Below are 20,144 nucleotides of genomic sequence, written 5' to 3'. Positions count from 1 at the left end.
GGGGCGGGCCGATGGTGCAGCGTGCGTCGGCTCGCCTGCTCTCCGAGATCCGCCGGTCCCATCAGGTCTACAGCTACGTGGACGTGATCTCTCCGACGCAGGAGCGGACCCGCCTCCCCGCGACGGGCGGCGACGTCAGCTGCGACCGCACGGCCGCGATCCGGCGGACCTGCAAAGCCACCTGCGTAGATCCGTTGGGCACCCTGGTCCCCAGCGGTACGACCTCTCTGCTGACCCCGTACGGCACCGAGCTGCGCCCGTACCGGGGCGTTCGGTACGCCCCCACTCCGGAGCATCCCAAAGGCGAGATCGAAGTGTTGCCCCTTGGTGTGTTCCGGCTGGCCAAGGTGTCGATCCAGGAGCAGACGGGCGGGTCTCCCGACATCCAGCTGGAGGCCTATGACCTGAGCCGCACGGTGGCGCGCGACAAGTTCATTTCGCCGTATGTCATCGAGACCGGCACGAACATCATCGACGCGATCAAGAGCATCCTCGCGCGGACCTTCGATGACCTCAGCTATGACGCGATCAGCACGACCAGGACGACAACGGCGCCGCGCCTGTACGACGTCGGCGATGACCCGTGGGACGCGGTCACCGTCCTCGCGCAGTCGCTCGGCTGTGACATCTACTTCGACGTCGAGGGCTGGGTGGTGATCGCGCCGCCGCCGGATATCGACGCCCTGCCCAGCCCCGACTTCCAGTACATCGAGGGTGAGAAGTGCACGATGCTCGATCTCTCGCGCGTGCTGACGGACGAGCCGGGCTTCAACGGGATCGTCCTGACGGGGGAGTCGCCGGGGGATGAGCTGCCCGCGGTGCGCGCGGTGGCGTGGGATGAAGAGCCCACGTCAGCGACGTATCACCTGGGTCCGTACGGACAGGTCCCCCAGTTCATCACCGACCAGCTGATCAAGACTGCCGAGGAGGCGCAGGCCACCGCTGACCAGCTGCTCCGCAATCTGCTGGGCTTCTCCTCGCAGCTCTCGGTCAGCGGCATCGTCAATCCCGGCTTCGAGGCGGGCGCGGTGGTCGAGGTGGTGCGGGAGCGGGCGCACGTCAGCGGCCTGTACGCAGTCGACAGTTTCAACATTCCGCTGGACGCCAAAGGCACCCAGAATCTGACGCTCCGGCAGAAGCGGCAGGGGGGCGGATGACCACGCCTTCCGTCCCCGCAGAGCCGCCGGTGCTTCCTGACGAAGCAGCGGTGCAGGGCGCCGCCGCAGAAGCCGAGGCGGCTGCCGCAGCTCAGCTGAACGCGATCCGCGAGCTGGCCACCGAGATCGCGAAGCAGACGCTTCTCGCCTTCGACCCGGCGACCTTGCGCAAGGGCACGGTGTCCAGCATCGCGAGTACCTCGGCGCCGCCCACGCTGGGGGTGCAGATCTCCGGGGACACGACGGAGATCCCCGGCATCCGGTACGTCGACTCCTACGCGCCCGTCGTCGGCGACACCGTCCTGGTCATCAAGCAGGGCACGGACCTGGTGGCGCTGGGCGAGATCGCGGGCCAGTTCAGCGAGTCGGGCTGGACGACCGCGACGCTCGCCGCAGGCTTCACGCACAACGGCAACGGCGGCGGCAATGTGATGTACCGCCGCATCTGGGATCACGGGTCCTGGAAGGTGCAGTGGCAGGGCGTCGCGGCGCGCACTTCAGGAACGACGATCGTGGCGGCGATGCCTGCCGGGTACATCCCCTCCGTGCGGCGCCCCATGTCGGCGGGCCGGACGACGATCGGCGGGGCCGTGTCGGTGCGGGTCGACTTCGAGGCGTCGGGCGCGGTGCTCATGGTGGGCGGTACGACAGCGCCGAACGGCGGGGACACCTCGACGTCGTCCGAGCACACGCACCAGATCGCCAACAGCGATCACTTCCACGGCGACACGAGCAGCGAGGGCTCGCACACTCACGGCATCGCGAATAACGATCACAACCACGGTGGCGGTACGAACTCTGCCTCGGGCCACAGCCACACGATCCCGGTCACGACCCACAAGCACGGCAACGCAGCGGACGGTGAGCCGGGCGGTACGACGTCGGTGAACGACCACGCGCACTCGATCCCGACGTCGTCGCACACCCACGGCACGAACGGCGCCCTGGCCGACGGCTCGCACGACCACACCTTCACGCCGACCGTCGATGACCCGGCGTGGATCAGTTTCAACCAGCTCGAATATTACCTCTGAGGGGTGCGATGGACCCGGTTACAGGGGTGCTTATCCAGTACGGCGCGGTCGGTGGCGTCGCCATTATGGCGATCGCCGCGGTGCGCGTTCTGTTCACACGGCTTCAGGCGGCGGTCGACAGGGAGGCGGAGCGGGCCGACCGCCTGGAGGAGGAGCTGCGCAAACTAAACGAGGCGGTGCGAAGTGAGTACATCGGGACAATCGCCGTCGCGGCTCAGGCCATTGCCGATGCCAACCGTGCCGTCGGTGATGCCCTGGCCGCGGTACGCAGGAGCTGAGCTTATGGCGAGGCACGACCTATCGGGTGACCGGCTGATTGCCGAATCGGAGCGGCTGCGCAAAGAACTGCTGAGGACGGCCGCCCGGCTCAGGAACTTTTCTGAGGAACTCGTCACCGAAGTGCGCCTGCTGCGCGACGAGGCGAGACCTCCGGCAGAGGGAGGCAGCGGCAATGACGCGTGACCCACAGCCCCCGGACCCCGGGCTGGATCCGGTGGACCGGCTGGCAGCCGCAGCCGCAGCACTGCTCGAAGAACTCGAAGAGCTGGGCGATGACGCAGGGCGCCAGTTCACTTCTCTGACGAAAAGGTCTCAGCAGAACCGTCGGATGATTCTTGTCGTCGTCGCCGGGTTCCTTCTGGACGTGGCGCTCACAGCTGCGATGGCGGTCGGCCTGCTTCAGGTGAATAACAACACGGCTCGTATAGACGCACTGACTCAGCGCCTGGATATGGCGCAGACCACGCAGCGGCAGAAAGCTTTGTGCCCGCTCTACCAGGTGCTAATTGACCTGAAGTCTCCCCAGGGCCGCGAGCGTGCCCCGGACCCGGAGAAGTACGACCACGCCTTTGAGGTAATGACCGAGGGTTACCAGGTGCTGAATTGCGCCGAATTCAATAGGGGGTAGCGATGGCACCGCCCATGACTGCTGCGCATTTTCTTGAAGCCCTGAAGGACGAGGGTGTAGCCGTCGTCCAGGTCGGCGACTGGAAGGTGCACAACCGCAATCACGTCGGTGGGTGGGGCCCGGTCCACGGCGTGATGATCCATCACACGGTGACGTCGGGCAGTGCCCGCACGGTGGACATCTGCCGCCGCGGCTACGCCGGACTGCCCGGCCCTCTCTGCCATGGCGTCATCGCCAAGAGCGGCACGGTCCACCTGGTCGGCTACGGCCGTGCCAACCACGCCGGCTCGGGAGACGACGACGTGCTGCGCGCCGTGAAGAGCGAGACCGCGCTGCCCGTTGCCAACGAGGCGAACACCGACGGCAACCGCCACTTCTACGGCTTCGAGTGCGAGAACCTCGGCGACGGCCGCGACCCGTGGCCGGCGGCGCAGCTGCTCGCGATCGAGCGGGTGTCCGCGGCGATCTGCCGCCATCACGGCTGGACGCAGCGCTCGGTGATCGGCCACCTGGAGTGGCAGCCGGGCAAGGTCGACCCGCGTGGCTTCACGATGGGCGGCATGCGCGAGCGCATCAAGCGCCGCCTCGCTCCGTCGCCCTCCACCCACACGGTGCGCCCCGGCGAAACGTTGTCCAGCATCGGCGCGCTTCTCGACGTGCGGTGGCCCGAGATCGCCAGGGCCAACGGCTTGAAGACCCCGTACCGGATCTACCCGGGTCTGGTCCTGAAGATCCCTAAGAAGTGAGGCAGTCATGAAGGTGTTCGGCAGAGAGCCCGCGCTGATCGTGAACTCCGTCGGCGCGATCCTCTCGCTGGTCGTCGCGTTCAATGTCGGCCTGTCCAGTGCGCAGGCCGGATGGGTGGTCGCCGCCATCAGTGCGGTGTTCGCGGCCATCGCCGCAGCGCTGACCCGCCCCATCGCCCCGGCTGCCTTCACGGGCCTGGTCGCGGTGGTCGCATCGACGGTCGCCGCATTCGGCTTCGACGTATCCGATGGCGTCGTGGCGTCGGTCAACGGCATCGTCATCGCCGGGCTGATGTTCCTGACCCGAGGCCAGGTCTCGCCCATCCCGAAGATCGACCCGCTGGTGCCTGCGCACCCGGTGCAGTCGGTCTGATCCAGCGCAGCCAGAAGCCCCCTTCGCCTTCGGGTGGAGGGGGCTTCTTTTGCGTTTACCGCAGCGTGCCGTCCTTCTTCAGCTGCTTGACGTAGGCCTTGTCGCTGCGGGCTTTCTTGATCTTCGCCTTGTTCTCATTGATCGTCGCTGCGGCATCCCGGTGATCGAGCCGTGCGCGTCGCACATCGGCTGCCGGGTTAAGGCCGAAGATCCGCCGCAGCCAGGTGCGCTTGGTCGCCTTCTTGTCCGGGTCAAACGTCACCATGACGTCCCCCTCCCTTTGCCAGACGACGGTACTCAGGCCTCGCTCGGTGGCCACTGCACGCACGATTTGCGACGGAAATCGAACACGCGCTCTAATCGGAGGCATGCGCCACACCATCCCCGACGACCTCATCCGCACCCAGCAGGAGTGGATCCGTACGTACCAGCTGCTGGCCGACCAGCCAGGGCGCACTGCCCTGCGGCGGCGCCTGATCCGCTTGTCCGCGACGCTGAACTCCCATCCGCGGCTGCGCAGTCCTGCGGCCCGTATGGAGCTGCACCGACTGGCGCGTACGGAGATGCGGGCGTCGTGATCGACCACCTCACTGAGCGGCAGGAGCAGATCGTGAGGTGCATCCGCGAGTGGGTCGCGGAGAGGGGAGATTACCCCTCGCTCAGCGAGATCGGCGGCTGTGTCGGCCTGTCCAGCAAATCGGCCGTGCACTACCAACTGCACCGGCTCGAAGCGCGGGGCGTCGTGGTGCGGGAAGCGGGCCAGCCATACCGGCTGGCCTGGTGACCGGTTGTCCACAGGTACATCCGTTTCGCGCCCCCCATGGCACGGAATATCCGCACCTCACAGGAAAACCCCCGCGCAATTGGGTTCGCGGCCGGGCGCTCAGGATCCTGTGTCGTCGATGGGTGGGGGGAGGGTTTCGACTTCGTCGAGAATGGCGCGGGCGAGGTTGGCGATGCGGATTTGCTGGTGGCGGGCGTGGGCGCGCATCCGCTGGAAGGCGGTATCGGGGTCGATGCCGTGGCGGGCGGCCAGGAACCCTTTGGCCTGTTCGATGATGGTGCGGGTGTCCAGAGCCTGTTGCAGTTGGCTTTGTACGGTGCGGTGATGGTCGAGAGCGGTCTGCTGGAGCAGCGAGATGGCGGTCACGTCGGCCAGGGCCCGGGCGAGGGACCGGTCGGCTTCGGACATGGGGCCCGGGTCGCGGCGGAAGAGGTTCAGTACGCCGATGGTCTGGCTGCGCAAGAGGACGGGCGCGGCGTAGACGAAGGCGTAACCGGATCGGCGCGCGCGGGCGCTGAAGCGCGGCCAGAGCGGCGAGGGGGAGGTTAGGAGGGTGTGCTCGACGGGGGTGGCTGTGTGGAAGGCGGTGAAGCAGGGGCCCTCTTTGGCGTCGAGTTCGAAGAGTTCCACCAGGCGGACGCTTTCTGAGGTCGCGGCGACCAGGCGCAAGGGCCCGGTGCCGACGGCGAGCATCACGCCGGCGTCGCCGATGTCCAGAAGGTTCATGCAGTGTTCGGTGACCCGGTAGAGGAAGTCGGCGGGGTCGAAGTCGGCGACGAGGGTGTCGGCGAGGTCGATGAGCGCGGCAGTGATCCTGGCCTCGCGCGACGGTCCGCCCGCGCCGTCGTGATCAGGCAGCGTTGACGGTGACATGAGGCAGCCTCCGGCCGGATGAGAGTTCTGGACCGGAACCGGAAGCACACTACGGGGACTGGGTGGGATACCACCCGGACGCGGTCTGACCTATCACAAATTACCCCAGCACCAGGCTGGGCGGGGTCCATCGGCACAAAGACGCCGACTGCGGATACGCCTTGCTGCCTCGCCGACCACGCCTTCCGTTGTCATAGCGTCCGATCATGCGGCGACGTGTATAGCGGCTCCTCAGCGCGCGGCGAAACGGCTTCCGCTCGAACCTCCCCAACCGACGAAGCGTATGACTGCCGTCGAGGGAGTGAAGCGCGCGGGAGGCTGGGTAGGGGCATGAGTGAAGCCCGGCGCCCCTCACTGGCGCCGGGCTTCGTTGTGCGCGCTAGCTCGCGAGCACCATCTCCGTGTTGCCGAGATAGAGCGGCGACATGAACAGGGCTGCGAAGCTGCCCGGTCCGTGCCTGCGGTCCAGCCATGTGCACAGCGGCACGAGGTCACCGCTGATCATGCTGGCGAGGATCAATGAATGCAGGTCCTCCTGTTCGGCGCCGCCGATGTCCGCGAGGAAGGCGACGTACCGCGCGTCGACGCCTGCCTCGTACTTCGCCATTGAGGTGAGGTACGCCGCCTGCTCTGTGCTGAGGCCGGGCGGCGCCTCGATGGTGGTGTGCTGCCCGGTCACGTCCCGCAGCGCGTAGGCGTCGATGCCACTGTCTGCCGAGATGCGGTGCTGGGCTGCGACGTGCCGGGTGATGACGCGGGCCTCGCGGTCGCACGCTCCTTCCATGACGACCCCGAGGTTGCGGGTTCCGGTGGTTCCCGTCAGGTCCGGTGCGGAGTAGGTGCGCCCGCCCACGCGCCGGAAGTTGACGCCGTACTGCGTACGGATGACGGCGCCGTCACGCATCTGGTAGGTGCGGGCCGACCCGTAGTGGAGGCAGTCGTGCGCGTACGCCCTGAGCAGGTCGAGTGCGGCGAGCGCGGGGGAGGGGGGTCCGTCTGCGGTCAGGTCGCCGTACATGGTGACGACGGCCCGCATCTGAAGATGACGGTATCCCTGATCAGGGTGGTGGAAGCCGCCGAAAGCGCCTGTCCTCGCGGAGTGCACGGCGACGTGGACGCGGTCGAGCGGCAGGAGGTCGGTCAGCCCCAGGTCCGCGTAACGCCGCCGAAGCTGGGCGGCGCCGTCGTGGAAGAGTCCCGCGTCCGCTCCGCACTGACGTACGGCCAGCGGCGCGGTGACGAACGTGTGGTCGGGGTGCTGGGCGGTGAGCGGCTGAGGCGTTGCCCGCAGGTGCGCGAGCGCCTCCGTGAGCGGACCGGGGTCACCGGTCAGGTGCTCGTTCGGGGCGAGGCTCAGACCCTCGTGGTGCCGAGGATCAGAGCCCGGTGTGACTCCTGTAGCCCGTCGGGCAGGGAGTCCGGAGAGTGCCATTTCGCCTCCAGGATTTCGAACTCGTCGATCTTGAGGGTTCCCCCGGTCAGCATGGCCTCGTAGGCCACTTCGACCCGGAGCTTGTAACCGCTCTTGAGGTGCACGAGCCGTCCGGCCTTGACGTGCAGACCGGTCTCCTCTTCCACCTCGCGGGCGATGGTGAGCGGGAACTCCTCGCCCTTGACCGCGTATCCGGTGGGCAGCCCCCAGGGCCGCTCAGGGGGCCACATCCGGTGGCGCAGCAGGAGGACGCGCCCCTGGTCGTCGCGGACGACACCAGTGACGCCGACCATGAACTTGGCGTGCGCGAACCACAGGATGCGCCACTGCATCGGGCCCCTGAGAGCCCGCCACAGACCAGCAAGGATCTTCTTCAACTTCGGCCTTCTTTCCGGGAGTCGGAAGGTGAGGCGGACCACAATGGCGCATCCGGGGCGAGTCGGCCAAACGCCGCGCTCGGCAAGGAGTTCCTACTTGCATGGTGGACCGGTGGACTAGTCAGGTCAAGAGGTTGCGCACGAAGAAACCCCCGCCAAAAGCGGGGGTCCTGTGCAGAGTTGACGGCCTGTCACTCGCTCATGGAAAACTCTTCCGTCCGTGTCCATCGTCCACCGGGGCTGATGTCCACCTCGTAGGCCAGCGCGCGCCCTTCGGTGTCGTAGGTGATGTGGCGCTCTTCGCGTACGGCGGCAGGCTCTTCCAGGCGCAGCTGCTCCCGCTCGGCCTCTGTCGCCAGACGTGCGGTCCACCAGCTCCGGCCCGTGTGCGCGCGGCGGCCCGTCTCGCGCTCCGCGTAGCGGGTGGTGCCCTCTTGGATGCGCTCGCGCTGCAACAGCCGGGGAGCCGCCTCCCCGACATCGGCCGTGAACCAGCTCTGCGAGGTGGCTACGGGCGTGTCGCCCTCGTAGGTGACGCGGTGGCGGCGCACGACGGTGGCCCCGGCATCGACGTCGAGTGCGGTTGCGACGTCCTCGGGCGCGGATGCCTTCTCGGCAGCGAGGATCTCTGCGTACTCGCCTGCTGTGTAGATGGTCCCGGTGGTGGCCGCCTTGGCGTAGCGCTCGCCCGCGGTGCGGGCCAGGGCGGTGCGCTCGCGGACGAGGGAGCCGGTGCCCTGCTTGGTTTCGATCAGTGCTTCCTGGCGCAGGACGTCCAGCGCGCGCACAACCGTGGCGCGGGCGACACCCCAGCGCTCCGTCAGCTCGCGCTCGGAAGGCAGGGCGTCGCCGGCTGCGAGTTCTCCGCGGACGATCCTGCCGCGCAAGTCAGCTGCAATCTGGTCGTACTTGGGCAGTGCCATGATCCATCCCCTACTAGTGGACTGGTCCAGTAGTCATGCTCCGGGGACAGGGGCGGCGACGTCAACAGCGCATCCGCATTTAGCGTGAAGTCAGCGCGCGCCGCGCGGCGTTGATGATGTTGTGTGCGTCGGCGCCGTAGACGGCGGACTCGCGCAGGGTGCGCCAGACCTTCGCGTACAGCGCGATGCTGTCGGCGTCGTCGAGCCACAGTTCTGCGTGCCAGTCCTCCGCGATGACGAGGCGTTCGTCCAGGATCCAGAAGCCGTTGGCTGGGGCGATCTTGACGGAGGCGGTGAAGGGGATGATCCCTAGTTCGACGGTGTCGACGCCTATGACCCCGGCCAGCCGGTCGAGCTGTGCGGCCAGTACCGAAGGCGGGCAGATGAGGGAGCGCAGTGCCGCCTCCCAGATGATGACGCGGAACCGGTGACCGGCCTGGAACAGCCATTCCTGGCGCTGCGCGCGGGAGCGGACGGCTTCCTCGATGTCGCGGGCGGAGCCGTGCAGGTCGGCGTACCGTGCGAAGACGTGCCGGGCGTAGTCGGCGTTCTGGAGCATGCCGGGGATGGCCGATTCTTCCCAGGCGTGGATGACTGCGGTGCGCTCGATCTGCGCGTTCCAGCGTTCCTGCACGGGCCGGTGTCCGTTCGCGAGCTGCCGTCGCCATGAGCGGATCTGGGTCTCGAATCCTGAGAGCCGCGCGGCGAGTTCACCGAAGGCTTCGGGGCGGCCGGTGGTGTCCGCCCATGCCCGCAGATCTTCCCGAGTCGCGGTCTGCTTGCCGCCTTCGAGTTTGTAGATCTTGGAGTGCGGCCAGCCGAGCAGGCCGGCGAGCTGCGGACCGGTGAGCCTGCCCCCGGGGCGCTGAACGCGCAGTTCCTTCAGGCGCTGTCCGAGGGCTTCCCTCGCCTGCTGGTAGTCGGTGCTCACCGGTCACGCTCGCTGTCACTCGGTCGCGGATACCTGCGCCACGAAGTCCTTGTACGGGATGGCGTGATGCACGGCGGCGTCACGCGCCATGGAGTACCGCACGACTTCGGCGGGCTCCGTGATGGTCTCGATACTCGTCAGCACGTCGCCTTCGTCGAAGTGCAGGACGGCGACAAGCCGGGAGTCGAAGATCCAGAAGTCTTCTTCGGGCAGGCTGATCCGCTGTGCGTCGGCCCGCCACAAGCAGCCGACGTCCTCGCCCGACGCCACGTTCACGGCACCGTAGCCGAGCAGGAACCGCTGCCCGTCGGTCGGCGGATTGTCCACGACGCGCACGCGGCCGACCCGCTTGCCGCTGTCCACCTGGTCGCGGATGTTCCGGTTCCATGCGCTGTCCAGATCCCAGGTGACGCGGCCTGTCGAGAGGAAGGCCCCGAAGTCAGGGTCTTCCCGGTCGGACGCGTAGCCGCGCCGCGTCTCCAGGTGCCAGGCCGTGTGCTCGAACGTCTCGAAGAGGCGGCCGAACTCTTCCGGACTGATCAGCTCTGGCACGCGTTCCGTCTCCTTCGGTGCCCAGTTGGCGAGCAGCTGGCGCGGGACGACGACCGCGGCGTCGTCGGCTCCGAAGTACTGGAGCTGCGCCAGGTCGTCGCGGTCGGTGAGCGGCTGCCCCTGGACGATGATCTCGCCCGTGTCCAGGTCGTCGTGCAGTGCGGGGCAGCCGCCGTTCTTGCTGTCGGTCCCGGTGAAGCGCAGTCGCCTCATGATCGTGTCCTTTCAAGGGACGTTGATCAACCCAGGATGGCTGCGCACCGGACCCTGCACCACAGGCTCTCGCCGCCTGCGTGAGAACACCAGAGAACATTGAGCCAGATCTGGAGAACATCCGAGAACATTCTGTGGCGCCGCGAACAGGCGCTCTCTAGCGTCCAGTTCATGGCCACTACGCATGAGCCGCAGGAAGCAGATCCGTACATGGCTACGGAGGCGGTGCGCGACGCTCTCGCCGAGGCGGGGATCGTCTTCCCCTCCCTCGGAGTCGATTACGGCTCGCCGCACCTCGGGCTCGTGAACCTTGGGCGCGTCCGCCCGGACGTGGCCGCCCGGCTGGCCAACGAACTGATGCGGGGCCGACGGCTGGCTGTCGAGGTCGGGGCCCTGAAGAAAGAACTCGAAGCGCTCCGCCAAGGGGGCAAGACATGACCACCGATTGGGAAACCGGCGCCATGGTCATCGACACCGCACGGCAGCGCCTGGGCCGCGTGATGGATCACCAGGGCGCCCGCCTTCAGCTCCGCCCTCCGGGCGGCGGGCGCGAGTGGGACGCTGATCCGGCGTACGTCCGGCCCGCCATGGAGCACGAAATCGTGCAGACGCCCGCACGCTACGCGGAGCCCGGGCGGACACCGTGACCACGGACGCACCGGTCCTGCCGGACCCCCGGACGCTGAGCAATCTTCAGCTGACCGAGCAGGCGTGCGCGCTGTGCGGCTCCCGCCTGTTCCGTGACCGCCTGCTAGGCACGGTCAGCTACCGGGACCGCGTGGGGCGCAAGCAGAGCGCGGAGCTGTGGGCGTGCGATCCGCCGTGCAGGTCGTCGTGACCCGCATATGAACCCCCGCCCCGGCCGCCTTGCCTGGAAGCGGACGGCCGGGGCGGGCCAACCCTCCCCGAAGGAAGGAAGGTCCATTATGTCGACTCCCCCCTACCCGCTGCCGCCCGATCCGCCCGGCGGGCCGGATCCGGTGATCCCCCGCATACTGATCACCGATGCGCAGTTCACGAGCTGCCGCAGCACGGTGATGGACGCCAACCCGGACATGCCCGAGGAGATGGCAGGCCGCATCGTTGAGGAGGCCCTGAAATTCGTGATGGCCTGCGCGGCGCACCCGGCCGAGGCGCTCGCTCCCTCGCGCATCGTCGATGAGGGCTGGCATGCGCTGATCCTGCACACGGCGATGTACGCGGAGCTGTGCGAGCGACTCGGCAACTTCGTGCACCACTACCCGGGATGGGATCCGACGCACTACGACCCCGAGATCCTGGACCGCACGCGCCGCGTGATCGCCCGGTGCGGCTATACGGCGGACGCCGAGCTGTGGAGTGCCCCCGATGACCGGACTCTGGTCTCCGTGGCGGCGAAGTGCCAGCACGCGCCGGAGTGCACGATCCGTCCCATGCCGACGCCGCAGCCGCCGGTGAACTGATGGAGCCGGGGCCGTACGCTGGCCGTATGAACGAGGATCAAGCGCGTCATCTTCAGCGCCTGCTCAGTCTGTGCGGCATGCCCGGCGTTGCGGCCCCGGTGGACGATCCGGCCGGCGAGTGGCGGATCTACGACGAGATGTCGCAACAGGACATCACCGACGTCTCGCGGCAGCGTCTGGCCGAGTCGGCAGGCAGGCCGCCGACCGGCACCGCGGTCCGGGGCTTCGTCGTCCCGGACCGCGCCTGAACGCAAACAGCCGTGTCCTTGCTCCCCTTGCGGGGGGAGTGGGGGCACGGCTGTTTGGCGTAGATGCGCCTCATACCTCAGACCGGTTCACACGGGGTGTGAGCGGGGCGCCCGCATATATCTACCGCACCCCCTGACTCTGTCCTGTGCACAGTGGAACGGTGGCATATGCGCACGTGGCTGGCCCGCTCCGCCTCGGGCTGGCCATGTACTTCGGTGCGACTGGCGTGGTGTCAGAACCGGCGAACGTTACGGACGTTGCGACCCAAGGGCGGCCAGGGAGGGCGAGGGAATCATGAACCGGACATCGCGGGACTTGTTGACACGCGGACCATGTGGAGGAATATGGGGCACCACACCGGCAGCGGTTAATTCCTCCACTGGCGGTGGGCGATCAACCCGACTGTTCCTGTGTGCGGTGTGGAGCCGACGTGATGGGACTGAGGGCAACCCGGACTCCCTGCTGACTGGGGGCGCGAGGGCACATGTAAGCACCCGGCGCAGACGCCGGGAGGGCATGCCGGGTCTTCCTGATCCCGGGCCCTGCGCCCCCTGTAATGACCACAGGTAGGGGGGTCGGCGAAAGCGTGACGACCACGTGAGAACAAAGATCAGGCAGCACAAGCGAAAACGATGAACGCAGCGTCGTGGTCACCCCGGGCCGCCCGTCCCGTAAAACGGTGTTGGTGATCACGACGCGCGCTCATCATCGCCCCGGACACGGCTTGGCCGTGCACCTTCGATGGTGGTCCGGGGTACTCGTAGCGCACCCCCACTGCGCATGAGGAGCGGCCAGGACCCCGCCGTCTTCAGCTCTGATCCAGCAACTGAGGAGTGCACTGTGCCGACCGGGGCCGAAAGCAACGAAGAGTGGGCGCGCGGAATGGTGCAGGGGCTGGCGCCGATGGACCGCGAGGACGTCGAAGACCTGGAGTGCATCCATGAGCTGATCACGGGCGAGCCTGCGGTCACAGAGGAGCTGCGGACGGAATCCGCTTAGGGCGCGAGATCCGGCGGCGCACCTGGTCCTCGGTGTCGGTGGACGGGCCGGGTGTCACGAAGATCTGGAACCCGCACCAGACCCTCCTGAGATCGCGGTACCTCTGCATGGGGGTGGCCGATGCCCAGCCCGCAGCGATCTCGCCGGCCGTGCGGTCGTCGAAGTCCGGGACCGGCACGGTGGCCAGGTGGGCGAGGGCCGCGCGGGCGGAAGTGATGACAGCGTCCAGTTCGGCCACCGCTTCGGCGTGCTGATCGATGGTGATCACCCCGCTGTTGAGCCGCCGGTCCCAGTAGGACCGGATCTCTTCGCGCCGGGTGATCTCCTCCTCGTGCGGCCCCCGCTGCGCGCGGTGTTCCGCCTGGATCTTCCTGACCATGGCGAGCTGCTGGGGGTCGGCCAGCCGCTGAAGCGTCATGTCGCCGATGGCTTTGTCCAGCGCCCGCTGGTCCGCGACCGTCATGCCGCACCCCGGGGGTTTCAGGGACCGGTAGTGACGGCGGACCTCGCCGTCCCCGTACGTCGCGCCCCGCTGATGGACGGTGGCGGACAGGTGGCTGCCGCAATTGGCGCACCGGACGGGTGAGTCCCTGCCGCTGCACAGATGCGGATCTTGGGACGGTCGCCCTCTTCGGCGTGGGGGTGGCACAGATCCTCCCATGCGTGACGGGTCAAGGATCAAGACCTGGTCAGTGGTTCAGACGTCTGGCGGCGCTGCGGAGTTGACCATAGCTCTACGGCCCCTTCACTGCATCACCATCTGACGCATGGGGTGGATCAAACGCCGGATCTTCGCCATCCGGTGGAGCCGTCACGCGCTGTGAGGCATTGGCTAACCCGCTAAGGCTAGCCGTGCCTTACCGGCACGTGCCCTGTTTTGACGCAAAAATCTGCATAACTTAGCGATGCTGTCTACACTCTGGCCGCGCTGCGACCAGCAGTTACTTCCGGTACCCCAGCACTGGGCGCATGACGCGGCAGGGAGGGAAGATGCGAAGCGACGAAGAGGAGGCCGACTACCGGCGTCGTCTCAGGGAAATGCTTGCGCAATTCCCGCCCATATCCGATGAAGCGCGCCAGCGTCTTGTCCAGGAGTACGAATTGATCGACGTTGAGCCGTCCGACCTCAGGCACTCAGCCTAGGCCGGGCCTTGATCCTGTCGAGGATGTCGGTATCAAGTGATGACCCGGGCATGACGTAGAAGGGCCGTCCGGAGAAGGCCTGCTTGAACATGGCGCGCTGCCCCTCCGGGCCAGCCGCTTCCCACTTGCGCAGGACCGCCTCGCGAGATTCGGCTTCGGGTGGGGCCGCGAGCGCTTCGCCGATCTCCCGCAGCTTCGCCTTCTGCTCCTTGATCTTGCGATTGAGGTCGGACACCAAAAACGTGTGACGCTCGATCGTCATATCCTCCGCACCCTCGTTCAGTTGCCGGTCCCAGTGGTCGCGGATTCGGGTGAGGCGAGTGACCTCCTTCTCGAAGGGGGCGCGCTGAACCATCTTCTGCTCGCGCTGGCGCTTCAGCTCCTCCGCACTCTCCGCGCTGGACAGCTCCTCCACGACGGAGTCGCGCACGTGCCCGTCCAGGACGTACCGGTCGGCGATCGTCTTCCCGCAGCCGCCTGCTGTCTTGTCACACAGATACGTACGCTTGACTTCGTCCCGGTCCGCATACTTCGCGCCGTGAGAACTCTGCCGCTGAGTAAAGACGGTGGCGCAGTTCCAGCAGCGCATCGGAACCTTCCCTGTGCAGAGGAAGATCTGGGCCGGTGGACGGCCGCGGCGGGAGGTGATGAGCATGAGCAGTTCCTGATGATCCGGGGGGTCGAGGATCGGCTCACCGGGCAGCCGGCCGACCAGGTTTTTTCCGAGGCGCGAATAGCCCGCCATGCGGGGGGACTTCATCGCCTTCTGGAGTCCGTTCTCCGTGAAGGGCTCGCCCTTGCACTCGCACGCATACCTGCGCAGCTGATACGCGGAGAGGGAATCCTTGGTCTCCTGGCACTCCGTGGTGTGCTTGATGGCCGTAGAGAAGATGCCGTGCTTCGCCAGGTAGGCGACCGCCTCTCTCCAGGGTTTGCCTCCCTGACGGATCATCCGGTCGACCTCACGGATGTGGGGGCGCTCGGACTCCCGGACCGTCGTGCCGTCGTCCTCGAAGCCAAGGGCCCGGTACCGCCCGCGTTTCCCTTCGCCGTTCGCGGCACGCTGGAGATTGCCGCGGGACACCTTCTCGGAAAGACGCGAGCTGTAGGTCTCTGCGGCAACCGCCTGTTTGTAGAAGGCATCGCGCCCGCTGGTCGTCATCAGGTCGAACTCCATGTCGGAGTCGAAGACCTTGAAGCCGAGCTTCGCCAGATCGACGATGCGGACGGCGTCCTTGACCTGACGCAGGAACCGCTCAAGATCGAAGATCACGACGCCGTCCGACTCGCCGGATGTGAGCCGACCGATCAGGACGTGCCAGTCCTCGCGGTGCACTTCGGGGTTCCAGGCGGATTTGCCCTGGTCGTCGAGGCGTCGGCCGAGGGTCGCCCCGAGATCTCTGATGCGCTGTTCGTTCGACGCATGCTGTCCGGTAACGGACAGGCGACGTTTGTCGCCGCGTCGGCTCTCCCTGGCGTAACTGTCCAGGACCAGAGGCGGGTTCATGTCCCAGGAGCGTAGACCCGGCCAGTGTCGGGCGGAGCTGCTTCGGGGAAGAAACTACGCCAAGTTCTGGTACATGCTGCCCTGGCCCGCGCCCGCGTGCTGCTGGATCGCCTTGGGGCTCGTACCGACATAGCCCCGCTCCCACAGCAGCTCGCGCGTGGACTCGATCAGACGCTCCGGAGTGCTCATGGAGGCAGTGTACATACTAGTAGGTACAGAGAAGAGGAAAGGGTGGGCGCTGCGCGGCACGAAAGCCAGGCAGCCACCCACCCTTGAGAGCCGACCTCAGGTACCTCAGATGGAACGAGACCTCCGCCCTCACCTGCGCCGTTCCGTCGGCGCGGCTCGCGGTGGTCGCACGGGTGGGCCCGGCCGCGGGAGCCGGGGCGGGCCCGCGCCCCGCTCGCCGGGCGGCACGGACGGCGGGCGTTCGAGGCGGCGCGCCCCGCTCCCCGCCGCCCGAGGCGCACCGTGGAACGTCACCGCCCGGTCAGCCGGCAACGGCCGACCGGGCGGGAGTCTTCGCGACCGGGTCGTACACGGGGTACGACGGCACGGTCGCCGAGGGGGCCGGTGCGGGGAGTGTGAACCACACCGTCTTGCCCGCGTCACCCTGCGGGCACACGCCCCAGCTCTCGCTGACCGCCGCGACCATCGCGAGGCCGCGGCCGCACGTGTCGAAGGGATCGGCGTCGTGGACCTCGGGCAGCCGGGGGTCGTGGTCGTGGACGGAGACCGTGAGGCGGTCGAGCAGCAGCTCGATCTCGACGGTGCACTCCTTGTCGGGCTCGGCGTGCCGGTGGACGTTGCTGAGCAACTCGGTCACGCCGAGGGCTGCCTGGTCTATCAAGGGATCGAGATGCCAGTAGCGCAACTGCGCAGAGACGATTCTGCGGACCTGGCGGATCCGCGACGGCAGGGCTTGGAGCTCTACCGTGCAATGCCTGCTTGGTTGGCTGATCACGGCTGCGACTCCCCGAATTGAGGTCCGGAAGAAGACGACGTTCGGATCGAGCAGGGGGCCGCGTGGTCTGCCGCCTGCTGCGTGGCCGGCGGCGGGCTGGTTCTTCAGCGTCATCGCCGGTAAACCCAGAGTGATGTGTGACCAGAGTGACTCAGGGGGTGCGGCCGTGCAACTCGCGCGCGCCCCCACGCTCCCGCCGTTCAGCCGCGCCGCCGCCGCTCCCCGGCCCTGCGCACGGCCTCGATGAACCTGCGTACGGTCGGCGGACCCCCCTGCCCGGGCCCCGGTTCGCGCTCGCCGAGTGTGAGCCGGTAGCGCCTGCCGTTCACTTCGGCCAGCGCACGGTCGTCCGCGGCGAACCACGGCTTGCCCGTGCGCACCGCCTGCACCGGCGCGCTGTCGATCTCCTTGCCGTAACTGGTGAGCAACTCCAGCCTGCCGTCGGCGATACGGACCTGCCCCGCCCGGGTGAGGGAGCGCAGACGCCGCCCGATCCGCACGCCCGTGGCCGTGAACTCCGGCTCCGCCATGACGCTCCGCCCCCTTGTGCGCTTCGGTGAATCGCTCATGTCGGGACAGGTGCCCCGTGCGGTGCAGTCTGCACGCACGCGGCGCCCGGCACCAGTACGCCCGGAGACGTCCGTCCCCGCAGGGCCCTCGCGCCCACTGCGCCAGCGGTGGCTTTGAGCTTCCCAAAGGTGTGTTTATGCAGGTGGGAGGCGTGTGAGAGGTGTTTAAGATCGAGGGGTACGGCCGCGTCGAATCGCGTCCGGCACGACGCGAAGGAGCCCCGCCGTGAGCACCCCACAGCAGGATCGAGCCGCCGTGAGCGCCCCACGGGACCGGGCCGACGAGCCGATGCCCACACTCGACGTCGACCACAGCGACGAGGAGTATCGCGCCTGGCTCAAAGAAGCCGTCCGCAAGGTCCAGGCCGACGCCAACCGCTCGGCCGACACCCATCTGCTGCGCTTCCCGCTCCCCGAGCAGTGGGGCATCGACCTGTACCTCAAGGACGAGTCGACGCACCCGACCGGCAGCCTCAAGCACCGCCTGGCCCGCTCGCTCTTCCTCTACGGCCTGTGCAACGGCTGGATCAGGCCGGGTCGCCCGGTCATCGAGGCCTCCAGCGGCTCCACGGCCGTCTCCGAGGCGTACTTCGCGAAGCTGATCGGGGTGCCCTTCATCGCGGTCATGCCGCGCACGACGAGCGCGGAGAAGATCCGGCTGATCGAATTCCATGGCGGGCGGTGCCACTTCGTGGACGACTCGCGCACGATGTACGCCGAGTCGGCCGCCCTCGCCGTCGAGACCGGCGGCCACTACATGGACCAGTTCACGTACGCGGAGCGGGCCACCGACTGGCGGGGCAACAACAACATCGCCGAATCGATCTACCAGCAGCTGAGGTTGGAGCGCTACCCCGAGCCCGCGTGGATCGTCGCCACGGCCGGCACTGGCGGCACCTCGGCGACCATCGCGCGCTACGTCCACTACATGCAGCACGACACCCGCATCTGCGTCGCCGACCCGGAGAACTCCTGTTTCTTCGACGGCTGGACGAAGCACGACCCGGACGCGACGAGCGACTGCGGCTCCCGCATCGAGGGCATCGGCCGCCCCCGCATGGAGCCGAGCTTCGTGCCCGGAGCCATCGACCGCATGATGAAGGTGCCGGACGCGGCGTCCGTCGCCGCCGTGCGCGCCCTGGAACGGGCCATCGGCCGCAAGGCGGGCGGCTCGACCGGCACCGGCCTGTGGAGCGCCTTGAAGATCGTCGCCGAGATGGTGGCCGCGGGCCGCACGGGCAGCGTCGTCACCCTCCTCTGCGACCCGGGCGACCGCTATCTGGACAAGTACTACTCCGACGTGTGGCTGGCCGAACAGGGCATGGACATCACGCCGTACGCGGAGGCGATCGACACGCTCCTGACCACGGGGGCGTGGCCCGAGTAGGCCCGGGCGGCCGTTACGCCCTGGTGTCCGTGAGCCGCCGGTCCAGTGTCGTGACGGCGTCGCGGAAGGCCCGGCCGAGCCCGGCGCGGCCGATCCGCATCGAGAGCCGGAAGGCGAGGGCACCCTCGGCGGCGAACGTCCACCGCACGCGCGTGCCGGTGCCGGCGGGGGAGAGCCGCCACTCCTCGACGAGGGCGCGCGGGCCCGGCGCGTTCGTCTCGTCGACGCGGTAGGCGTACCGCGCCGGTTCGTCGGCCGCGAGGATCGTCTCCCGAAAGCGCGTACCGCCCTTGAGCAGGACCTCGCGGCCCTTGCCGCCGTCGGTCGGGCGGCACCGCGTGACCGCGGCGAACCACGTGGGCCAGCCCATCACATCGTCGGCGAGGGCGCGGTAGACCGCTTCGGGCGGGGCGCTCATCTCGCGCGCGAACACCAGGCGCAGCGCGGCGGACTCGATGAACTCGAGCCCCACAGGGCTCAGTCGGCGTGTCATCGCACTCTGCCCCCCAGCGGAGTAGTTGACCGGGCATGGTCACCATAGCTGGCAGGCCGTCAGATGTCTGCGGAGTCCTCGTGCTGCCCGGAACCACCGGAGGCACCGGAGCTGCCGGAGTCACGGGAGCTGCCGGAGTCGCCGGTGACGCGCGAGTCGCCAGTGACGCGGGAGCCCCCGGAGACGTTGAAGGAATCGGAGTCGTCGGAGGCGAGGGAGTCACCGGAGGCGTCACGCTCCTCGGCGGTGAGGGCCGTCGCCCTCCTCGCGCTCACCCGCCACCACCAGCCGGTTCAGATGCTCGGAGATCTCCGCACGCGCCTCCGCGGGCAGCCCCGCGTCCGTCACCAACGTGTCGACCTGTGAGAGCGTCGCGAACGAACTCAGCCCCACCGTGCCCCACTTGGTGTGGTCGGCGACCACGACCACGCGCCGCGCCGACTGCACCAGGCGGCGGTTCGTCTCCGCCTCGGCCAGATTCGGCGTCGACAGACCGGCCTGCGGCGATATGCCGTGCACGCCGAGGAAGAGCACGTCGAAGTGGAGCGAGCCGATCGCCTGGTCCGCGACCGGCCCCACCAGCGAGTCCGAGGGGGTGCGCACCCCGCCGGTCAGCACGACCGTCGCCGCGCCCTGCCGCTGCCCGGAGCCGCGCTGCGCGGAGTGGAAGACATCCGCGACCCGCACCGAGTTCGTCACCACCGTCAGGTCCGGCACGTCCAGGAGGTGGTGCGCCAGTGCGTACGTCGTCGTGCCGCCCGACAGCGCGATCGCGGAACCCGGCGCCACCAGCGACGCCGCCGCCCGCGCGATGTCCTCCTTGGCGGTCGGCTCCAGGCCCGACTTCGCCTCGAACCCCGGCTCGTGCGTGCTCGCCTCGACGACCGGCACCGCGCCGCCGTGCACCTTCTCCAGAACGCCCTGGCGGGCCAGCGCGTCGAGATCGCGGCGCACGGTCATGTCGGACACGCCCAGCTTCCGGGTCAGTTCATTGACCCGGACCCCGCCCCGGCGGCGCACCTCGTCGAGGATCAGGGCGCGGCGCTGCTCGGCGAGAAGATTCTGATTCTCACTCACGCCCGGCCCTTC

At 68.1% G+C, this 20,144-nt stretch carries 29 protein-coding genes and 2 pseudogenes; 16 read left to right on the top strand and 15 right to left on the bottom strand.

Translation table 11 applies throughout. The features are described from left to right. The first annotated feature begins 11 nt into the window (after positions 1-11). From DMA15_RS03485 to DMA15_RS03455, 8 genes and pseudogenes are all read left to right on the top strand, one after another. Positions 12-1,157 (top strand): DUF5047 domain-containing protein, encoded by a 1,146-nt coding sequence (locus DMA15_RS03485; RefSeq protein WP_206302647.1) that lies wholly within the window; start codon positions 12-14, stop codon positions 1,155-1,157. Continuing rightward, entirely contained in the window at positions 1,154-2,191 is a 1,038-nt protein-coding gene (locus tag DMA15_RS03480; protein WP_125511181.1) for a hypothetical protein, read from the top strand. The genes DMA15_RS03485 and DMA15_RS03480 overlap by 4 nt, the downstream gene beginning before the upstream one ends. Before the next feature lie 26 nt (positions 2,192-2,217). Next, positions 2,218-2,469, top strand: a complete 252-nt coding sequence (locus tag DMA15_RS03475) for a hypothetical protein (protein WP_125511180.1) — start codon at positions 2,218-2,220, stop codon at positions 2,467-2,469. Positions 2,470-2,473: 4 nt separating this feature from the next. Then, entirely contained in the window at positions 2,474-2,653 is a 180-nt protein-coding gene (locus DMA15_RS03470; protein ID WP_125511179.1) for a hypothetical protein, read from the top strand. Continuing rightward, complete coding sequence (locus DMA15_RS03465; protein ID WP_125511178.1) at positions 2,643-3,098, top strand: hypothetical protein; 456 nt, start codon at positions 2,643-2,645, stop codon at positions 3,096-3,098. The genes DMA15_RS03470 and DMA15_RS03465 overlap by 11 nt, the downstream gene beginning before the upstream one ends. Before the next feature lie 2 nt (positions 3,099-3,100). Further along, a pseudogene (locus tag DMA15_RS03460) lies at positions 3,101-3,685 on the top strand (N-acetylmuramoyl-L-alanine amidase); the annotation flags it as partial. Beyond that, positions 3,659-3,844, top strand: a complete 186-nt coding sequence (locus tag DMA15_RS37290; RefSeq protein WP_240660152.1) for a LysM domain-containing protein — start codon at positions 3,659-3,661, stop codon at positions 3,842-3,844. The pseudogene DMA15_RS03460 and the gene DMA15_RS37290, both read left to right, overlap by 27 nt. A 7-nt stretch (positions 3,845-3,851) precedes the next feature. Further along, positions 3,852-4,217, top strand: a complete 366-nt coding sequence (locus tag DMA15_RS03455) for a hypothetical protein (protein ID WP_125511176.1) — start codon at positions 3,852-3,854, stop codon at positions 4,215-4,217. A gap of 55 nt (positions 4,218-4,272) precedes the next feature. Here the strand turns inward: DMA15_RS03455 and DMA15_RS03450 are convergent, their stop codons facing one another. After that, positions 4,273-4,482, bottom strand: a complete 210-nt coding sequence (locus tag DMA15_RS03450; protein ID WP_125511175.1) for a hypothetical protein — start codon at positions 4,480-4,482, stop codon at positions 4,273-4,275. Positions 4,483-4,585: 103 nt separating this feature from the next. On the opposite strand from DMA15_RS03450, the gene DMA15_RS03445 reads away from it, so the two are divergent. Continuing rightward, positions 4,586-4,795, top strand: coding sequence for a hypothetical protein (locus tag DMA15_RS03445; RefSeq protein WP_125511174.1), 210 nt, complete (start codon positions 4,586-4,588; stop codon positions 4,793-4,795). Further along, on the top strand, positions 4,792-5,001 hold the full coding sequence (locus DMA15_RS03440) for a hypothetical protein (protein ID WP_125511173.1): 210 nt from the start codon (positions 4,792-4,794) through the stop codon (positions 4,999-5,001). The genes DMA15_RS03445 and DMA15_RS03440 overlap by 4 nt, the downstream gene beginning before the upstream one ends. A 99-nt stretch (positions 5,002-5,100) precedes the next feature. Here DMA15_RS03440 and DMA15_RS03435 read toward each other — a convergent pair whose 3' ends face one another. The 6 genes from DMA15_RS03435 to DMA15_RS03410 form a co-directional block, all read right to left on the bottom strand. After that, positions 5,101-5,874, bottom strand: coding sequence for a GAF and ANTAR domain-containing protein (locus tag DMA15_RS03435; protein ID WP_125511172.1), 774 nt, complete (start codon positions 5,872-5,874; stop codon positions 5,101-5,103). Between the two features lie 379 nt (positions 5,875-6,253). Further along, positions 6,254-7,306 (bottom strand): hypothetical protein, encoded by a 1,053-nt coding sequence (locus tag DMA15_RS03430; RefSeq protein WP_125511171.1) that lies wholly within the window; start codon positions 7,304-7,306, stop codon positions 6,254-6,256. Continuing rightward, positions 7,228-7,638, bottom strand: a complete 411-nt coding sequence (locus tag DMA15_RS03425) for an NUDIX domain-containing protein (RefSeq protein WP_276314321.1) — start codon at positions 7,636-7,638, stop codon at positions 7,228-7,230. Before DMA15_RS03425 ends, DMA15_RS03430 begins: the two co-directional genes overlap by 79 nt. Positions 7,639-7,874: 236 nt before the next feature. After that, on the bottom strand, positions 7,875-8,606 hold the full coding sequence (locus DMA15_RS03420; protein WP_125511169.1) for a GntR family transcriptional regulator: 732 nt from the start codon (positions 8,604-8,606) through the stop codon (positions 7,875-7,877). 79 nt (positions 8,607-8,685) lie between these two features. Continuing rightward, positions 8,686-9,537: a helix-turn-helix transcriptional regulator gene (locus DMA15_RS03415; protein ID WP_125511168.1), complete on the bottom strand. Its 852-nt coding sequence runs from the start codon at positions 9,535-9,537 to the stop codon at positions 8,686-8,688. A 15-nt stretch (positions 9,538-9,552) separates the two neighbouring features. Further along, positions 9,553-10,305 carry a DUF6879 family protein gene (locus tag DMA15_RS03410; protein ID WP_125511167.1) on the bottom strand — a complete coding sequence of 251 codons (753 nt, stop codon included), beginning with the start codon at positions 10,303-10,305 and terminating at the stop codon, positions 9,553-9,555. A gap of 168 nt (positions 10,306-10,473) precedes the next feature. On the opposite strand from DMA15_RS03410, the gene DMA15_RS03405 reads away from it, so the two are divergent. The 5 genes from DMA15_RS03405 to DMA15_RS03385 all read left to right on the top strand — a co-directional run bounded on the left by DMA15_RS03405 (position 10,474) and on the right by DMA15_RS03385 (position 11,992). Continuing rightward, complete coding sequence (locus DMA15_RS03405; protein WP_125511166.1) at positions 10,474-10,740, top strand: hypothetical protein; 267 nt, start codon at positions 10,474-10,476, stop codon at positions 10,738-10,740. Then, the gene (locus DMA15_RS03400; protein ID WP_164551679.1) at positions 10,737-10,949 is read left to right on the top strand and encodes a hypothetical protein; all 213 of its coding nucleotides are present in this window, start codon (positions 10,737-10,739) and stop codon (positions 10,947-10,949) included. Before DMA15_RS03405 ends, DMA15_RS03400 begins: the two co-directional genes overlap by 4 nt. Next, positions 10,946-11,140 carry a hypothetical protein gene (locus DMA15_RS03395; RefSeq protein ID WP_125511165.1) on the top strand — a complete coding sequence of 65 codons (195 nt, stop codon included), beginning with the start codon at positions 10,946-10,948 and terminating at the stop codon, positions 11,138-11,140. Before DMA15_RS03400 ends, DMA15_RS03395 begins: the two co-directional genes overlap by 4 nt. Before the next feature lie 88 nt (positions 11,141-11,228). Further along, positions 11,229-11,744 carry a hypothetical protein gene (locus DMA15_RS03390; RefSeq protein WP_125511164.1) on the top strand — a complete coding sequence of 172 codons (516 nt, stop codon included), beginning with the start codon at positions 11,229-11,231 and terminating at the stop codon, positions 11,742-11,744. Between the two features lie 26 nt (positions 11,745-11,770). Next, complete coding sequence (locus DMA15_RS03385) at positions 11,771-11,992, top strand: hypothetical protein (RefSeq protein WP_125511163.1); 222 nt, start codon at positions 11,771-11,773, stop codon at positions 11,990-11,992. Between the two features lie 968 nt (positions 11,993-12,960). Here DMA15_RS03385 and DMA15_RS03380 read toward each other — a convergent pair. From DMA15_RS03380 to DMA15_RS03360, 5 genes and pseudogenes are all read right to left on the bottom strand, one after another. Beyond that, positions 12,961-13,455, bottom strand: a complete 495-nt coding sequence (locus tag DMA15_RS03380; RefSeq protein WP_125511162.1) for a hypothetical protein — start codon at positions 13,453-13,455, stop codon at positions 12,961-12,963. 663 nt (positions 13,456-14,118) lie between these two features. Next, positions 14,119-15,642: a recombinase family protein gene (locus DMA15_RS03375; protein ID WP_125511161.1), complete on the bottom strand. Its 1,524-nt coding sequence runs from the start codon at positions 15,640-15,642 to the stop codon at positions 14,119-14,121. A gap of 69 nt (positions 15,643-15,711) precedes the next feature. Next, positions 15,712-15,846, bottom strand: a pseudogene (locus DMA15_RS03370) (TetR family transcriptional regulator); the annotation flags it as partial. A gap of 286 nt (positions 15,847-16,132) precedes the next feature. Continuing rightward, a complete protein-coding gene (locus DMA15_RS03365; protein WP_125511160.1) occupies positions 16,133-16,606 on the bottom strand; it encodes an ATP-binding protein in 474 nt (157 codons plus the stop codon). Between the two features lie 200 nt (positions 16,607-16,806). Continuing rightward, positions 16,807-17,136 carry a hypothetical protein gene (locus DMA15_RS03360; RefSeq protein ID WP_125511159.1) on the bottom strand — a complete coding sequence of 110 codons (330 nt, stop codon included), beginning with the start codon at positions 17,134-17,136 and terminating at the stop codon, positions 16,807-16,809. 328 nt (positions 17,137-17,464) lie between these two features. Here DMA15_RS03360 and DMA15_RS03355 point away from each other — a divergent pair, with 328 nt between their 5' ends. Continuing rightward, positions 17,465-18,562, top strand: coding sequence for a PLP-dependent cysteine synthase family protein (locus DMA15_RS03355; protein ID WP_125517254.1), 1,098 nt, complete (start codon positions 17,465-17,467; stop codon positions 18,560-18,562). Positions 18,563-18,575: 13 nt separating this feature from the next. Here DMA15_RS03355 and DMA15_RS03350 read toward each other — a convergent pair whose 3' ends face one another. From DMA15_RS03350 to DMA15_RS03340, 3 genes are read right to left on the bottom strand one after another with little or no spacing between them, the layout of a single operon-like run. Then, positions 18,576-19,055, bottom strand: coding sequence for an SRPBCC family protein (locus tag DMA15_RS03350; protein WP_125511158.1), 480 nt, complete (start codon positions 19,053-19,055; stop codon positions 18,576-18,578). A 59-nt stretch (positions 19,056-19,114) separates the two neighbouring features. After that, positions 19,115-19,330, bottom strand: coding sequence for a hypothetical protein (locus tag DMA15_RS03345; protein ID WP_125511157.1), 216 nt, complete (start codon positions 19,328-19,330; stop codon positions 19,115-19,117). Further along, on the bottom strand, positions 19,287-20,132 hold the full coding sequence (locus DMA15_RS03340; protein WP_125511156.1) for a DeoR/GlpR family DNA-binding transcription regulator: 846 nt from the start codon (positions 20,130-20,132) through the stop codon (positions 19,287-19,289). The genes DMA15_RS03345 and DMA15_RS03340 overlap by 44 nt, the downstream gene beginning before the upstream one ends. Positions 20,133-20,144: the final 12 nt, after the last annotated feature.

It is taken from the genome of Streptomyces sp. WAC 01529 (assembly GCF_003945545.1).
GTDB lineage: Bacteria > Actinomycetota > Actinomycetes > Streptomycetales > Streptomycetaceae > Streptomyces > Streptomyces anatolicus.
Note: the sequence above shows the minus strand (reverse complement) of the source record. Positions and strands in the feature narration are given on the sequence as shown.

Excerpts from the sequence above, each read along its gene's own strand:
- DMA15_RS03485 (WP_206302647.1), top strand. The coding sequence starts at position 12 with ATGGTGCAGCGTGCGTCGGCTCGCCTGCTCTCCGAGATCCGCCGGTCC.
- DMA15_RS03480 (WP_125511181.1), top strand. The coding sequence starts at position 1,154 with ATGACCACGCCTTCCGTCCCCGCAGAGCCGCCGGTGCTTCCTGACGAA.
- DMA15_RS03470 (WP_125511179.1), top strand. The coding sequence starts at position 2,474 with ATGGCGAGGCACGACCTATCGGGTGACCGGCTGATTGCCGAATCGGAG.
- DMA15_RS03465 (WP_125511178.1), top strand. The coding sequence starts at position 2,643 with ATGACGCGTGACCCACAGCCCCCGGACCCCGGGCTGGATCCGGTGGAC.
- DMA15_RS37290 (WP_240660152.1), top strand. The coding sequence starts at position 3,659 with ATGCGCGAGCGCATCAAGCGCCGCCTCGCTCCGTCGCCCTCCACCCAC.
- DMA15_RS03455 (WP_125511176.1), top strand. The coding sequence starts at position 3,852 with ATGAAGGTGTTCGGCAGAGAGCCCGCGCTGATCGTGAACTCCGTCGGC.
- DMA15_RS03450 (WP_125511175.1), bottom strand. The coding sequence starts at position 4,482 with ATGGTGACGTTTGACCCGGACAAGAAGGCGACCAAGCGCACCTGGCTG.
- DMA15_RS03445 (WP_125511174.1), top strand. The coding sequence starts at position 4,586 with ATGCGCCACACCATCCCCGACGACCTCATCCGCACCCAGCAGGAGTGG.
- DMA15_RS03435 (WP_125511172.1), bottom strand. The coding sequence starts at position 5,874 with ATGTCACCGTCAACGCTGCCTGATCACGACGGCGCGGGCGGACCGTCG.
- DMA15_RS03430 (WP_125511171.1), bottom strand. The coding sequence starts at position 7,306 with ATGGCACTCTCCGGACTCCCTGCCCGACGGGCTACAGGAGTCACACCG.
- DMA15_RS03425 (WP_276314321.1), bottom strand. The coding sequence starts at position 7,638 with ATGCAGTGGCGCATCCTGTGGTTCGCGCACGCCAAGTTCATGGTCGGC.
- DMA15_RS03420 (WP_125511169.1), bottom strand. The coding sequence starts at position 8,606 with ATGGCACTGCCCAAGTACGACCAGATTGCAGCTGACTTGCGCGGCAGG.
- DMA15_RS03405 (WP_125511166.1), top strand. The coding sequence starts at position 10,474 with ATGGCCACTACGCATGAGCCGCAGGAAGCAGATCCGTACATGGCTACG.
- DMA15_RS03400 (WP_164551679.1), top strand. The coding sequence starts at position 10,737 with ATGACCACCGATTGGGAAACCGGCGCCATGGTCATCGACACCGCACGG.
- DMA15_RS03390 (WP_125511164.1), top strand. The coding sequence starts at position 11,229 with ATGTCGACTCCCCCCTACCCGCTGCCGCCCGATCCGCCCGGCGGGCCG.
- DMA15_RS03385 (WP_125511163.1), top strand. The coding sequence starts at position 11,771 with ATGAACGAGGATCAAGCGCGTCATCTTCAGCGCCTGCTCAGTCTGTGC.
- DMA15_RS03380 (WP_125511162.1), bottom strand. The coding sequence starts at position 13,455 with ATGACGGTCGCGGACCAGCGGGCGCTGGACAAAGCCATCGGCGACATG.
- DMA15_RS03375 (WP_125511161.1), bottom strand. The coding sequence starts at position 15,642 with ATGAACCCGCCTCTGGTCCTGGACAGTTACGCCAGGGAGAGCCGACGC.
- DMA15_RS03360 (WP_125511159.1), bottom strand. The coding sequence starts at position 17,136 with ATGGCGGAGCCGGAGTTCACGGCCACGGGCGTGCGGATCGGGCGGCGT.
- DMA15_RS03355 (WP_125517254.1), top strand. The coding sequence starts at position 17,465 with ATGCCCACACTCGACGTCGACCACAGCGACGAGGAGTATCGCGCCTGG.
- DMA15_RS03350 (WP_125511158.1), bottom strand. The coding sequence starts at position 19,055 with ATGACACGCCGACTGAGCCCTGTGGGGCTCGAGTTCATCGAGTCCGCC.